Genomic DNA, 13920 nt, shown 5'->3' on the forward strand with positions numbered 1-13920 from the left:
GGCGCGGGGACCGCGGCGGGGATCGTTGTCAGTGGGCGCCTATAACCTCGTAAGCGTGTCGTCTCTCGCGCTGTACCGCCGCTATCGCCCGGAGACCTTCGCCGAGGTCATCGGGCAGGAGCATGTCACCGACCCGTTGCAGCAGGCGCTGCGGAACAACCGGGTCAATCACGCGTACCTGTTCAGCGGGCCGCGCGGATGTGGCAAGACGACGAGCGCGCGCATCCTGGCCCGCTGTCTGAACTGCGAGCAGGGGCCGACGCCCACGCCGTGCGGCGCGTGCCAGTCCTGCCGCGACCTGGCCAGGAACGGGCCCGGTTCCATCGACGTCATCGAGATCGACGCCGCGTCGCACGGCGGCGTGGACGACGCCCGTGAGCTGCGCGAGAAGGCCTTCTTCGGCCCCGCAGGCAGCCGCTACAAGATCTACATCATCGACGAGGCCCACATGGTCACGTCGGCCGGCTTCAACGCCCTGCTGAAGGTCGTCGAGGAGCCGCCGGAGCACCTCAAGTTCATCTTCGCCACCACCGAGCCCGAGAAGGTCATCGGGACCATCCGGTCGCGCACCCATCACTACCCGTTCCGGCTGGTGCCGCCCGGCACCCTGCGGGAGTACCTCGCTGAGGTGTGCCAGAAGGAGGACATCCCGGTCGAGGACGGGGTGCTGCCGCTCGTGGTGCGCGCCGGGGCCGGGTCCGTGCGTGACTCCATGTCCGTCATGGACCAGCTCCTCGCGGGCGCGGGCGCCGACGGTGTGACGTACGCCATGGCCACCTCATTGCTCGGATACACCGACGGGTCGCTGCTGGACTCCGTGGTCGAGGCGTTCGCCACCGGTGACGGGGCCGCGGCCTTCGAGGTCGTGGACCGGGTGATCGAGGGGGGCAACGACCCCCGTCGGTTCGTCGCCGATCTGCTGGAGCGGCTGCGTGACCTGGTGATCCTGGCCGCCGTGCCGGACGCCGCGGAGAAGGGGCTCATCGACGCCCCCGTCGATGTCGTCGAGCGCATGCAGGCCCAGGCGGGCATCTTCGGCGCCGCCGAGCTGAGCCGCGCCGCCGACCTGGTCAACGAGGGGTTGACCGAGATGCGCGGCGCCACCTCCCCCCGCCTCCAGCTCGAACTCATCTGCGCGCGCGTGCTGCTGCCCGCGGCCTACGGGGACGAGCGTTCCGTCATGGCACGCCTCGACCGGCTGGAGCGCGGCGTCAACTTCTCCGGAGGCGGCGGCGCCCCCGCGGCGGGGTACGTCCCCGGTCCCGACGCCCACCCGGGAGGCGGCGGTGGGCTGCCCGGCGGTGGTCCCGCCGCGGCCCGCGCGGCCGTACGGACACCGGGCGGCGGCGCCTCCCCGATGACACCTCCGACGGCGCCTCCGCAGACGCCTCCGCAGACGCCACCGGGGGCCCCTCCTGGCGCCATGTCCACCGCCCCGGCCGCCGCAAGCCCGCAGGCCCCGGCGGCTCCGACGCCCGCGCCCGCGGCTCAGCCGGCCCCCGCACCGGCCGCCCCCCAGGCCCCCACGCCCGCTCCCGCCTCCGCCCCGGGTGCCTGGCCCACCGCGGCACCCGCGGGCGGTGGGCGACGGCCCGGCGGCTGGCCCACGGCGGCCGCGGCGGGCGGCGGACAGCAGCCCCCGGCCCCGGCCCCGGCCGCCGCGGCCCCCCAGGCTCCCGCCGCCACCGCGCAGGCTCCGGCCGCCGCAAGCGCGCAGGCCCCGGCGGCACCCGCCCCCGGTGGCCTCGACCCCCGCATGCTCTGGCCGAACATCCTGGAGGCCGTCAAGAACCGCCGCCGCTTCACCTGGATCCTGCTCAGCCAGAACGCCCAGGTCACCGGCTTCGACGGCAGCACCCTCCAGGTCGGCTTCGTCAACGCGGGCGCCCGTGACAACTTCGCGAGCAGCGGCAGCGAGGACGTACTGCGGCAGGCGTTGGCCGAGCAGTTCAACGTGCAGTGGAAGATCGAGGCGATCATCGACCCGTCGGGCGGCCCGGCCCCGGCGCCGGCCGGCGGAACTCCGGGCGGCCACGGCGGAGGCGGCGGCTACGGCGGTGGCGGGACCCAGGGGTACGGCGCTCCCGGCACCGGGCCCGGCCCACGCCCCGCTGCACCCCAGCAGGCGGCACCGCCGGCCGCGGCGCCCCAGGACCGGTCCTCCGCCGCCGGGTCGGCCGCCGCCCCGGCCCCCCGGCCGACGGCGGCTCCGGAACCGCCCCCGGTCGCCCCCGAGGACGACATTCCCGAGGACGACGACCCCGACCTCGACGAGTCGGCCCTGTCCGGGCACGACCTCATCGTCCGGGAACTGGGCGCGACGGTGGTGGAGGAGTTCACGAACGAGTAGGGCCCGACCCGCACCGACAGGCGGACCGGTCCGGCAGCGCTCGTCGCCCGGGGAGCGGTCCGGGCACCCCTTGCCGTGGGGAGGGGTCAGGATGCGCCGCCACTCCTCGCCGCCCGTGGGGAGCGGTCCGGCCCCCGGCACCTCTCGCCGTGGGGAGTGGTCCGGATGCGCCGGCACTCCACGCCGCCTGGCGGAGCGGTCCGGATTGCCCCACCGCTCCTCGCCGCCCGGAGGAGCGGTCCGGGTACGCAGCGCTCCTCGCCGCCCGGGGAGTGGTCCGGGCCCTCGGCACCTCTCGCTGTGGGGAGTGGTCCGGATGCGCCTGACACTCCACGCCGCCCGGAGGAGTGGTCCGGGTACGGCAGCGCTCCTTGCCGCCTGGGGGAACGGTCCGGGCCCCCGGCACCTCTTGCCGTGGGGAGCGGTCTGGATGCGCCGGCGCTCCTCGCCGCCCTGGGCGGAGCGGTCCGGGTACCCGGGCCCTCCTCGCCCGTCCCCGGCGTATGTCTTCGGCTTTCTTCGGATGTCTTCGGGCGTCTTCGGAGATTCACACAAGCCGACCGCCCCCGGCCCCTCGACAGCCCGCACAAATGGGCGCTCTCCCTGCCGGTTAGGCTGACCCCGTGAAGGTCCTCGTCATCGGCACCGGCGCCCGCGAACACGCCCTGTGCCGTTCCCTGTCCCTCGACCCCGCCGTCACCGCGTTGCACTGCGCCCCGGGCAACGCCGGCATCGCCGAGGTCGCCGAGCTGCACCCGGTCGACCCCCTCGACGGCGCGGCCGTTGCCGCGCTGGCCACCGACCTCGGCGCCGACCTCGTCGTCGTCGGTCCGGAGGCCCCGCTGGTCGCCGGGGTGGCCGACCCCGTGCGCGCGGCGGGCATCCCCGTGTTCGGCCCGTCCGGGGAGGCCGCGCGGATCGAAGGGTCCAAGGCGTTCGCCAAGGACGTGATGGCGGCGGCCGGGGTACCCACGGCCCGCTCCTACGTCTGCACCAACGCCGACGAGGTCGCCACGGCGCTCGACGCCTTCGGGGCGCCGTACGTCGTCAAGGACGACGGTCTCGCCGCCGGCAAGGGCGTCGTCGTCACGCACGACCTCGACGCCGCGAAGGCGCACGCCGCCGCCTGCGAGCGCGTGGTGGTGGAGGAGTTCCTCGACGGCCCCGAGGTGTCCCTGTTCGCGATCACCGACGGCGAGACCGTCGTCCCGCTCCAGCCCGCGCAGGACTTCAAGCGCGCCCTGGACGGGGACGAGGGCCCCAACACCGGCGGCATGGGCGCGTACTCGCCGCTGCCCTGGGCCGACCCGAAGCTGGTGGACGAGGTCCTGGAGACCGTCCTGCGGCCGACCGTCGTCGAGATGCGCCGCCGCGGCATCCCCTTCTCCGGCCTGCTCTACGCCGGCCTCGCGATCACCTCGCGCGGCGTCCGGGTCATCGAGTTCAACGCCCGCTTCGGCGACCCCGAGACCCAGGCGGTGCTGGCCCGGCTGAAGACCCCGCTGGCCGGCGTGCTGCTCGCCGCCGCGCGGGGCACCCTCGCCGACCTGGAGCCGCTGCGCTGGAGCGAGGAGGCCGCGGTCACCGTGGTCGTCGCCTCGCACAACTACCCCGGCAGCCCGCGCACCGGTGACCCGATCAGCGGTCTCGACGAGGTGGCCGCCGAGGACGCCCCGCACACGTACGTCCTGCATGCCGGGACCAAGCGGGACGGCGATGCGATCGTCAGCGCCGGCGGGCGGGTCCTGTCCGTGACGGCAACCGGCGCGGACCTGGCCCAGGCCCGCGATCGCGCGTACACGGCCGTGGGGCGTATCGGTCTCGAAGGATCCCAGCACCGTACGGACATCGCGGCCGAGGCGGCGGGCGCCTGACCGCAGTCGACGCAGATCAGGCCCCGGACGTAAATCCGGGGCCTGATCTTTGCTGTCTGTCATCCACCTCTGACCAAAGCCATTCCATCGAGTGAGCGATGTTCCATCCGGCTGACGGAGGCCGGGGCCCCAACTAGGGTGCGGCGCATGCGTTCCGGCACTTGGCCCACCGGCATTGCGATGTCAGTGGCGGGTGCCACAGTGGGGGAGTGAGCAACGCCAGGAAAACGCCAGGACAGTGAGGGGGTGACGTCCGGTCGTGACCGGTATGGGTGTGGAGGCGGGCGCGCAGGCCGCGCGATCCCGGGCCCTCGCCGTGCTGCGGGTGCGCGGCCGGGCGCTGGCCGTGGCGCTGCTGCCCGCCGCGGCGGCCGTGATCCTGCTGACCGGGGGCACCACCGGCCATCTCGTGGGCGGCGGCTGGGACACCGCGCGCGGGATCGTGACCGTGGTCGCCCTGCTGGTGCTGCTGGCCGCGGCGGGCGTCGCCCTGGTCGTGGCCCGCGCCCGCCCCGCCGTCAGCCCGACGATCCCGGTCTCCGAGGAGTCCGCCCCGGATCTGTACCGAATGGTGCGCGACCTCGCCGACCGCCTGGACGTACCGGCCCCGTCCGCCATAGCGCTCACCCCGGACTGCGACAGCTGGCTGGAGGACCGCACCCATCCCGCGCACGGCCCGCCCGCGGTGCGCCGCCGCGACGAACTGACGGGCCCGGGGCGGCGCCCCTACCGTCGTACGCCCGCCGCTCCCGTCCTCGTGATCGGCTCGCCCTTCCTGTGGTGGATGCGCGTCGGTGAGCTGCGCGCGGTCCTCGCCCCGGTCGTCGCCGGCACGGGCCCCTCGGCGCACCCCGACATAGCGGCGGCCCGCCGCTTCGTCCGGGGGCTGGACGCGGCGGTGGCCGTGACCTCGGCGCCCGGCCGCGGCCCGCTCGCCCGCAGCGTGCTCGCGGGCGCCGGCTGGGCGGCCCGGCTGATGCTGCGCGGCTGCCGGGGGCATGCTGCCGAGATGGAGCGGGGCGTGGCGGCGGCCGCCGCCGAGCGGGCCCAGGCGGTGGACTACGGGCTGCGGATCGTCGCACAGGAGCAGGTGGGTCTGGCGTACGCGGGCTGGGACCGGCTGCTGACCCGCGTCGCGCTCCCCGCCTGGCGGATGGGCCGCTGGCCGTCCCGGCTGGACGCCGGCGTCGTCGCGGCGCTGACCGAGCTGTCCCGCCGTGACCGGCTGGCCGAGGGCTTCGCCTCCCGGCTCGGCGAGCGCCCCGCCTGCGATCTGCTGGAGGAACCCGGCACGGTGGACGAGGCGGCCTCGCTGCTCGCCGCCCGCCTCTTCCACGGCGGCCCGGCGGAGCCGGGACCCGACTGGTCCCCGGTGGACTGGCAGGAGTATCCGGAGGAGGTCGTCGACCGCAAGTGGCGTACGGACGCCGCCCGGCTCCACCGCGTCCTGGACGCGTTGGGCGTACGCCCTGTGCCGGACGCCACCGCCCGGGACCCCGAAGGCCCCACCCTGGCCCGCGTCCTCGACCACCTGTCACAGCCACCGACCCCCACCGTCACCACCCGCCGCGACCTCACCGACCACCTGGGCGGGACCGACCTCACCGACCACCTGGGCGGGACCGACCTCGCGGATCTCACCGGCCACCCCGGCCCGAGCGACCTCGACGACTTGACCGAGGTCACCGATGGCACCGATCTTGCCGGCCCGCCCGGCCACCCCGTCCCCGGCGACGCTGCGAAGCCGGAGCGGCCGGAGCGGCCGGAGCGGCCGGAGCCGCAGGAGTGGCCGGAGTGGTGCGACGAGACGGGTGCCGACACCGGGACCCCGCGCGGAGCCGCGCTCGCCGCCCGGCTCAGCGCCGAACTGGCCCGTGAGGAGGCGTCGGCCGCCGCCGCACCCACCGGCCGTACCGCCCCCGGCCAGGCCCCCGACACCGCCCTCTGGGACGACGGCGCCCTGCCGCTCTTCCCGCTCCAGCCGCCGCGCACCGCCCGTGAACTCCTCGCCGACCACGTCACGGCGATGGTCTGCTGTGCCGCGATGGACACCGCCGGTGCCACCCCAGGCCTGGACTGGCTCGACGGCCCGTCCCTGATCGTCAACGGCGAGCGGGTCGCCGACCTGGGCTCCCGAGTCCTCAGCCTGACCGAGGACGGCGACCCGGCCCCGCTGCGCGCCTGGCTGTTCGAGTCGGGGATACGGCCGGAGAAGCCGGTACGGCTGGTCTGACGCCCCCCGCCGCGGCTCCAGGACCCGCGGCGTAGCGGAGCCCGATCTTCCAGTTTCAGTCAATTCACAACAAGTAGTGACTGCGCGCGTGCGGAATGTGATGTGCTGGGACCGTTCGCGCACGTGGCGCCGGAGGGCGCACACGGCAGCGCGAACGGCGCACCACGGGGGCACGAGGGAGGGGAGCGACCATGGGATCCGAACACATCCGCCGCTGGGAGTCGGGCGCACTCGCACACGCCGTCAGCGACCCCTTCGGCCAGGGACCCGTTCCCTGGCTGCGCGGCAGCGAGACCTACTTCGACGACACGGGCCACGTCGTCCCCTGGTACGTGGACCCGATCCCGCAGCAGTCCGCCGCCGCCGGACCCGCCCGGGTGCCGGCACCGCGTTCGTCGGGCGGCCCGCGCTCGGCCGACGATGTGCACCGGCAGATCAAGGGCTTCACCTCGACCGGCGCGGTGGCACCGGGCGAGGCCGTCGACTTCCACATCACCGTCGACCCGCCGCAGGAGTTCAGCGTCGACGTCTACCGGATCGGTCACTACGGCGGCGACGGCGCCGCCAAGATCACCACCAGCCCCCGGCTCTCCGGCATCGTCCAGCCCCCGCCGCTGACCGCCGACCGCACGGTCTCCTGCCACCACTGGTGGCTGTCCTGGCGGCTCCAGGTCCCGTCGTCCTGGAGCAACGGCGCCTATGTCGCCGTCCTCACCACCGTGGACGGATACCGCTCCCACGTGCCGTTCACGGTCCGCGACAGCCGGCCGGCCGACCTGCTCCTGCTGCTGCCCGACATCACCTGGCAGGCCTACAACCTCTACCCGGAGGACGGCCGCATCGGCGCCAGCCTCTATCACGCCTGGGACGACGAGGGCCGCCTGCTGGGCGAGGCCGACGCGGCGACCACCGTCTCCTTCGACCGCCCGTACGCCGGCGCGGGCCTGCCCCTGCATGTCGGCCATGCCTACGACTTCATCCGCTGGGCCGAGCGCTACGGCTACGACCTCGCCTACGCCGACGCCCGCGACCTGCACGCCGGCCGCGTCGATCCCACTCGCTACCGGGGCCTGATCTTCCCCGGCCACGACGAGTACTGGTCGACCAGCATGCGCCGCACCGCGGAGCTGGCCCGGGACAACGGCACCTCGCTGGTCTTCCTGTCCGCCAACACCATGTACTGGCAGGTGGAGCTGGGCCCCGCACCGTCCGGCGTCCCCGACCGCCTGCTCACCTGCCGCAAGCGCAAGGGCCCCGGCCGGCCGGTGCTGTGGCGGGAGATCGACCGGCCCGAGCAGCAACTCGTCGGCATCCAGTACGCGGGCCGGGTCCCCGAACCCCACCCCCTGGTCGTGCGCAACGCGAGCCACTGGCTGTGGGAGGCGACCGGCGCGCACGAGGGCGACGAACTGGCCGGCCTGGTGGCGGGCGAGGCCGACCGCTACTTCCCGCGCACCCCGCTGCCCGACCACGAGGAGCGCATCCTGCTCGCCCACTCCCCCTACACCGACAGCGACGGCGTCCTGCGCCACCAGGAGACCTCGCTGTACCGGGCGCCCTCCGGCGCGCTCGTCTTCGCGTCCGGCACGTTCGCCTGGTCCCCGGCCCTGGACCGCCCCGGGCACGTGGACAGCCGTGTCCAGCGCGCCACGGCCAATCTGCTGGACCGTATCTGCAAGCGTGACTGACCCCCTGTCGGCGGCCCCTGTCCGATACGGGAGAATCAACCCGTTGGACAGAGCCACGGGGAGGAACCGTGTCCGGATTCGTCGAGAAGCCCGAACCGATCCAGGTGCCGGGTCTGGTGCATCTGCACACCGGGAAGGTGCGCGAGCTGTACCAGAACGAGGCGGGCGACCTCGTGATGGTCGCCAGCGATCGCATCTCCGCCTACGACTGGGTGCTGCCTACCGAGATCCCCGACAAGGGCCGGGTGCTCACCCGGCTGTCCCTGTGGTGGTTCGACCAGCTCGCCGACCTGGTGCCGAACCATGTGCTCAGCTCGGAGCTGCCCGCGGGCGCGCCCGCCGACTGGGCGGGCCGCACCCTGGTGTGCAAGTCCCTGCGGATGATCCCCGTCGAGTGCGTGGCCCGCGGCTATCTGACCGGCTCGGGCCTGGCCGAGTACGCCGAGTCCCGTACGGTCTGCGGCCTCGCCCTGCCCGAGGGCCTGGTCGACGGCTCCGAACTGCCCGGCGCGATCTTCACCCCGGCCACCAAGGCCGAGGTCGGCGAGCACGACGAGAACGTCTCCTACGAGGAGGTCGCCCGCCAGGTCGGCGCCGAGACCGCGGCCCAGCTGCGCCAGGCCACCCTCGCCGTGTACTCCCGGGCCCGGGACATCGCCCGCGACCGCGGGATCATCCTGGCCGACACCAAGTTCGAGTTCGGCTTCGACGGGGAGACCCTGGTCCTGGCCGACGAGGTGCTCACCCCGGACTCCTCTCGCTTCTGGCCGGCCGACCAGTGGCAGTCGGGCCGCGCGCAGCCGTCGTACGACAAGCAGTTCGTGCGCGACTGGCTGACCTCCGCCGAGTCCGGCTGGGACCGCAGGAGCGAGCAGCCCCCGCCGCCGCTGCCGCAGGAGGTCGTGACGGCGACCCGGGCGAAGTACGTGGAGGCGTACGAGCGGCTGACCGGCACGAGCTGGAGCTGACGGCACGAAAAAGACCCCGGTCCGGTGGACCGGGGTCTCATCCCGAGCGGACGACGAGGCTCGAACTCGCGACCTCAACCTTGGCAAGGTTGCGCTCTACCAACTGAGCTACGTCCGCATTGCGCCGTGGCGCGAGAGCAACTATACCCAACCTCGCTCCCGGGCGAGACGGACCGCCGCATGCCGGTTCTCGGCGCCGAGCTTGATCACCGCCGAGGAGAGGTAGTTCCGCACGGTCCCCTGGGACAGCGCGGCCCGCTGGGCGATCTCCGCGACCGGCGCCCCGTCCGCGGCCAGCTCCAGCACCTCGGCCTCCCGCGGGGACAGCGGCGAGTCCCCGGCGGAGATCGCGTCGGCGGCCAACTCCGGGTCGACGTAGCGGTTTCCGGCGTGCACGGTACGGATGATCTCCGCGAGCCGCTGGGCGCTGACCGTCTTCGGCACAAAGCCGCGCACGCCCGCCGCGAGGGCCCGCTTCAGATGTCCGGGGCGGCCGTGCCCGGTGACGATCAGAACCTGGCAGTCGGGCAGTTCGGCCCGTACCGATGTGGCGACCCTCACACCGTCGGCGCCCGGCATCTGCAGATCCAGCACGGCCACGTCAGGACGGTGGGCGCGGGCCATCGCCAGCGCCTCGGGTCCGCTCGCCGCCTCCGCCACGACGAGGAGATCGTCCTCCAGGGCGAGCAGCGCGGCCAGCGCACCCCGGATGAGGTGCTCGTCGTCGGCGAGCAGCAGCCGTACCGGGGAACTCATCGCGTCACTCCGCTCTGACTCGTCAAGGGCACCTCGGCCACCAGCCGGAACCTGTCCGTTCCGACGGCGTCCGCCTCCAGCGTGCCGTCCACCGCGGCCAGCCGCTCCCGCAGTCCCGCGAGCCCGGCACCCCCGCCGGCGGCGTCGGGGGCGCCGGACCTCCCGTCGTTCTCCACGGTCAGCACCACGTGTCCGTCGCGCACCCCGAGGTCCACGCGGCACCGCCCGGCGTTCCCGTGCCGCAGCACATTGGTGGTGGCCTCGCGCACCACCCAGCCCAGCGCCGACTGCACGTCGGCGGGCAGCCCTCTGGCCTCGCCCGTCATCTCGCAGTCGATCCCGGCCGCGGTCAACACGCCCTGCGCACCGCTGAGTTCGACGGAGAGGTCGGCGTCACGGTAGCCGCGTACGACGTCCCGCACCTCGCGCTGCGACTCCCGTGCGATGCGCTGCACCTCGATCATCTGCTCCACGGCCTCCGGCCGTTCGCGCCGCGCGAGCTGCACGGCCAGCTCGCTCTTGAGCGCTATCACCGAGAGGTTGCGCCCCAGCACGTCATGCAGGTCCCGTCCGAACCGCAGCCGTTCCTCGGCGACGGCGAGCCGGGCGCGGGTCTCGCGGGCCGTGTCCAGTTCGTAGACGGCGTTCAGCAGCCAGACGGAGAAGATGCAGGTGAAGGCGAGGAACCCGGCGCCGACCAGGACCGTGAGGACGACGATCAGTACGGCGGGACCGGGCACGCCCAGCAGGAAGGCGACCAGCCCGGCGCCGGTTGCGAAGCCGGTCACGAGCGCGGGCACCCGCCGCCGGTCGCGCACCCCGAGCGGCATCGTCCCGGCGCCGAAGACCAGCACGCCGGCGAACACCGTCCCCGTGGCCGCGTCGACGCCGTTGCCACCCGGCCAGTACTCCTTGAAGCCGAGCGCGGCGACCGCGACCCCGAAGGTGACCGCGCCGTACGCCCACAGCAGCCGCACCGGTTGCGGGCGCAGGCCGCGGGTCCAGTCCAGCGCGCGGGAGGCGGTGAGGGCGCCGAGCACCGCGTGCGCCAGCACCATCGCCGTGAGCCAGCCCGCGAGGGCCGCGTCCCCCCGCGCGAGCGTCGACAGTCCGAACGATGCCAGCTCCATCACCGCGAAGAAGTGGAACGACCAGCGCGTATAAGTCTCGACCTTGCCCGGCGTGCTCTTTCGCCGCCACCAGCCGTGCCCGTTGCCCATCTCCCCGTCCCCGTGTCGTCGGCCCGTGGTCAGCGCCGCGGCTCCCAGCGGAACCACCGTCGTACAGCAAACACCGCGACTGCGGTCCAGGCCAGCGCGATGGCCAGGGCGCCCAGGGCCTCGTATCCGGTCAGCCGGCCGGTCCAGCCGCCCTGCACCAGCCGGATGGCGGGGGACAGCGGGAGGAGTGCGCAGACGGAGGCGAGCCGGTCGGGCATGACCTCCGGGGGGATCGCGATGCCCGATCCGACCATGGAGACGAAGATCAACGGCAGCGCGGTGACCTGGGCGCTCTCCGCGGTCCTGGTGAAGGCGGCGGTGAGGGCCGCGAGCGCGGCGCACAGCACGAGGCCCCACACGACGCCCAGGACGGTCAGGTACGCCGCTTCGGGTGCCCCGGCGTCGAGGAGGACCGCGCAGCCCACGGACAGCACCAGGGCCTGGACGAGGCCGAGGCTCATGGCGGGCAGGGCCGTGCCGGCCAGGATCTCGCCGTCGCCGAGTTCCCCGGTGCGCAGGCGCTTGAGCACCAGTTCCTCGCGGCGGGCGACGAACGCGCTCACCAGGGCGGTGTACACGGCGAACAGGAAGGAGAAGCCGATCGCCGCGGTCAGCATGACCGCGCCGACGCTCAGGCCCGAGGCCCCCAGGTCCATCCGGTCGAGCGCGGGCCGCACGCTGAACGGCAGCGCCAGCGGCACGAGCAGCGCCGTCACGATCACGGTGCGGTTGCGGCCGAGGAGGGTGAACTCGGCGCGGGCGAGGGCGCGCAGCCGCCGGGCCGAGAGTGCCGCCCGGCCGGTGCGCCGGCTGTCCCGGGCGCCCGGCTGGTCCGTGCTGCCGGTGCGGGTCGGCGTACTCGTACGGGTCCGGGTGCTCATGCCGCGCTCGCCTCCCTCTCCCGGGCGATCCCCAGGAACGCCTCTTCCAGCGAGGCCGACCGCACGTCGAGTCGGTGCAGTGCGACGCCGCTCCGCTCGGCCCACACCAGCAGTCCGGTGGCCGCCCGTTGCAGCTCCCGGGTCCGCAGCAGAACCGTCCGGCCATCCACCTCGTGCTCGCACACCCCAAGGGGGGCCAGCGGCGGCAGGTCGCCGAGGAAGTAGCCCGTGGGCAGTTCGAACGAGATCCGGGAGGGCCGCAGCGCGGTCACCTCGGCCGGGGTCCCGGAAGCGGCGATGCGGCCTTCGTGCAGGATCGCCAGCCGGTCGGCCAGGTTCTCCGCCTCCTCCAGGTAGTGCGTGGTCAGCAGCACGGTCGTCCCGGCGTCGCGCAGCGCCCGCACCAACTCCCAGGTGTCCCGGCGGCCTTCGACGTCCAGGCCGGTGGTGGGCTCGTCCAGGAACAGCACCTCGGGCTCGCCGAGGACGGCGAGGGCCAGGTCCAGGCGGCGCCGCTCACCCCCGGACAGCTGTTTCACCCGCACCCCGGCCTTCCGGTCCAGGCCGACCATCGCCAGCGCCTCGGCGGTGCCCCGGCGTGCCCTGCTGGAGCAGTCCGCCCACATCCGCGCGGTCTCGGCGACGGTCAGCTCGGCGGGGAAACCGCCCTCTTGGAGCATGACGCCGGTGCGCGGGCGCACGGCGGCCCGCTCCGTGTGGGGATCGTGGCCGAGGATGCGCACCCGGCCGCCGGCCGGTGCCGCGAGCCCCTCCAGCAGCTCGACCGTCGACGTCTTGCCGGCCCCGTTGGTGCCCAGCAGCGCGAAGACCTCGCCCCGCGCCACGGAGAAGCTGATCCCGCGCACGGCCTCGAACCCGCCCCCGTAGACACGTCGGAGGTCGGTGACCTCAATCACGTGTTCGTGTTCGTCGTTGTCCATGACATCAGCGTCCCGGCGCACCGGGCCGGGCAGCAGTGCGCGATGTCATCGCTCGGCATGACAAATGTCAGAGACGGGTGGGGGCGGAGGCCGGCGGGCAATGAAAAGACCCCGGTCCAGTGGACCGGGGTCTCATTCCCGAGCGGACGACGAGGCTCGAACTCGCGACCTCAACCTTGGCAAGGTTGCGCTCTACCAACTGAGCTACGTCCGCATTGCTACCGATCGGCTTCCACCGATCGGTGCGGGCACCAGCCTACCCGATCCTCCTGAGTGGTCCGGACGGCGGTGCAGAGCGGGTGACAGGAATTGCACACTGCGCCTTCCCCCTGGAAGGGGGATGTTCTGCTACTGAACTACACCCGCAAGTACTCCATGGGCCTCGGTCTTTCGGCCTCGCCCCTCGGCGTGCTCCAGACTCTAGCTGATCAGGAGGGGTGCAGCGCAAGTCGGTTGCGGCGAGGGGCGGGTGACCTGTCGTCGGCCGCGCTCACTGCGCGGCGCTGAACGCCTCGTAGACCTTCTTGGGGATGCGGCCCCGCGCGGGTACGTCCATCTTGTTCGCCTGTGCCCAGGCGCGGACGGCCGCCGGATCGGGGGCGACCTCCGTCTGCCGGTACGTCTTGCCCGACCTGGACCGCTTGCGGCCGGCCGCCACGTACGGCTCCAGGGCCTTACGCAGTTTCTTGGCGTTGGCCCGGTTCAGGTCGATCTCGTACGACCTGCCGTCGAGTCCGAAGGCGATCGTTTCCGCCGCTTCCGAGCCGTCGATGTCGTCAAAGAGAGTGACCACGACCTTCTGCGCCACGAATATCGGTCCCTTCGTGCGGCACCTCATACAGCTCAGCTGCGATGACGTGCCGAGTATCGGCTATTGCCAATTCATTTGTACAGTGCCCGGCAATGAAATGTGAAGCCCGACTAAATCCCTCAGCGTGTCCGAGCGCAATAGCTATGAGGGACCGACCGAGGATCTTTCCCGGAACTTTTCACAACCGCACCCCTTCGA

General features: G+C 73.4%; 10 protein-coding genes and 3 tRNA genes. 5 read left to right on the forward strand and 8 right to left on the reverse strand.

Going from position 1 to position 13920, the window contains the following annotated elements:
- Nucleotides 1–55: 55 nt before the first annotated feature.
- The 5 genes from ACFYTE_RS06735 (at nt 56) to ACFYTE_RS06755 (ending at nt 9113) form a co-directional block, all read left to right on the forward strand.
- Nucleotides 56–2350 (forward strand): DNA polymerase III subunit gamma and tau, encoded by a 2295-nt coding sequence (locus ACFYTE_RS06735; protein ID WP_388705816.1) that lies wholly within the window; start codon nt 56–58, stop codon nt 2348–2350.
- A gap of 623 nt (nt 2351–2973) precedes the next feature.
- Nucleotides 2974–4224, forward strand: a complete 1251-nt coding sequence (gene purD / locus ACFYTE_RS06740) for a phosphoribosylamine--glycine ligase (protein ID WP_388705818.1) — start codon at nt 2974–2976, stop codon at nt 4222–4224.
- 268 nt (nt 4225–4492) lie between these two features.
- The gene (locus ACFYTE_RS06745; RefSeq protein WP_388705955.1) at nt 4493–6457 is read left to right on the forward strand and encodes a hypothetical protein; all 1965 of its coding nucleotides are present in this window, start codon (nt 4493–4495) and stop codon (nt 6455–6457) included.
- A 191-nt stretch (nt 6458–6648) separates the two neighbouring features.
- The gene (locus ACFYTE_RS06750) at nt 6649–8145 is read left to right on the forward strand and encodes a N,N-dimethylformamidase beta subunit family domain-containing protein (protein WP_388705821.1); all 1497 of its coding nucleotides are present in this window, start codon (nt 6649–6651) and stop codon (nt 8143–8145) included.
- A gap of 68 nt (nt 8146–8213) precedes the next feature.
- Nucleotides 8214–9113, forward strand: coding sequence for a phosphoribosylaminoimidazolesuccinocarboxamide synthase (locus tag ACFYTE_RS06755; RefSeq protein ID WP_388705824.1), 900 nt, complete (start codon nt 8214–8216; stop codon nt 9111–9113).
- A 45-nt stretch (nt 9114–9158) separates the two neighbouring features.
- Here ACFYTE_RS06755 and ACFYTE_RS06760 read toward each other — a convergent pair.
- The 8 genes from ACFYTE_RS06760 to ACFYTE_RS06795 form a co-directional block, all read right to left on the reverse strand.
- Nucleotides 9159–9231: transfer RNA gene (locus ACFYTE_RS06760), tRNA-Gly, on the reverse strand.
- A gap of 23 nt (nt 9232–9254) precedes the next feature.
- On the reverse strand, nt 9255–9869 hold the full coding sequence (locus tag ACFYTE_RS06765) for a response regulator (protein WP_388705827.1): 615 nt from the start codon (nt 9867–9869) through the stop codon (nt 9255–9257).
- Nucleotides 9866–11089, reverse strand: a complete 1224-nt coding sequence (locus ACFYTE_RS06770) for a sensor histidine kinase (RefSeq protein WP_388705829.1) — start codon at nt 11087–11089, stop codon at nt 9866–9868. Before ACFYTE_RS06770 ends, ACFYTE_RS06765 begins: the two co-directional genes overlap by 4 nt.
- A gap of 29 nt (nt 11090–11118) precedes the next feature.
- Complete coding sequence (locus tag ACFYTE_RS06775; protein WP_388705831.1) at nt 11119–11970, reverse strand: ABC transporter permease; 852 nt, start codon at nt 11968–11970, stop codon at nt 11119–11121.
- Nucleotides 11967–12911: an ABC transporter ATP-binding protein gene (locus tag ACFYTE_RS06780; protein ID WP_388705834.1), complete on the reverse strand. Its 945-nt coding sequence runs from the start codon at nt 12909–12911 to the stop codon at nt 11967–11969. Before ACFYTE_RS06780 ends, ACFYTE_RS06775 begins: the two co-directional genes overlap by 4 nt.
- Before the next feature lie 141 nt (nt 12912–13052).
- Nucleotides 13053–13125: transfer RNA gene (locus ACFYTE_RS06785), tRNA-Gly, on the reverse strand.
- An 80-nt stretch (nt 13126–13205) separates the two neighbouring features.
- A tRNA-Gly gene (locus ACFYTE_RS06790) sits at nt 13206–13277 on the reverse strand.
- A gap of 124 nt (nt 13278–13401) precedes the next feature.
- Nucleotides 13402–13719 (reverse strand): Lsr2 family protein, encoded by a 318-nt coding sequence (locus tag ACFYTE_RS06795; protein ID WP_388705837.1) that lies wholly within the window; start codon nt 13717–13719, stop codon nt 13402–13404.
- Between the last annotated feature and the right edge of the window lie 201 nt (nt 13720–13920).

The organism is Streptomyces sp. NPDC004629 (assembly GCF_042873595.1).
Classification (GTDB): domain Bacteria; phylum Actinomycetota; class Actinomycetes; order Streptomycetales; family Streptomycetaceae; genus Streptomyces.

Excerpts from the sequence above, each read along its gene's own strand:
- ACFYTE_RS06745 (WP_388705955.1), top strand. The coding sequence starts at position 4,493 with ATGGGTGTGGAGGCGGGCGCGCAGGCCGCGCGATCCCGGGCCCTCGCC.
- ACFYTE_RS06750 (WP_388705821.1), top strand. The coding sequence starts at position 6,649 with ATGGGATCCGAACACATCCGCCGCTGGGAGTCGGGCGCACTCGCACAC.
- ACFYTE_RS06765 (WP_388705827.1), bottom strand. The coding sequence starts at position 9,869 with ATGAGTTCCCCGGTACGGCTGCTGCTCGCCGACGACGAGCACCTCATC.
- ACFYTE_RS06770 (WP_388705829.1), bottom strand. The coding sequence starts at position 11,089 with ATGGGCAACGGGCACGGCTGGTGGCGGCGAAAGAGCACGCCGGGCAAG.
- ACFYTE_RS06775 (WP_388705831.1), bottom strand. The coding sequence starts at position 11,970 with ATGAGCACCCGGACCCGTACGAGTACGCCGACCCGCACCGGCAGCACG.
- ACFYTE_RS06780 (WP_388705834.1), bottom strand. The coding sequence starts at position 12,911 with ATGGACAACGACGAACACGAACACGTGATTGAGGTCACCGACCTCCGA.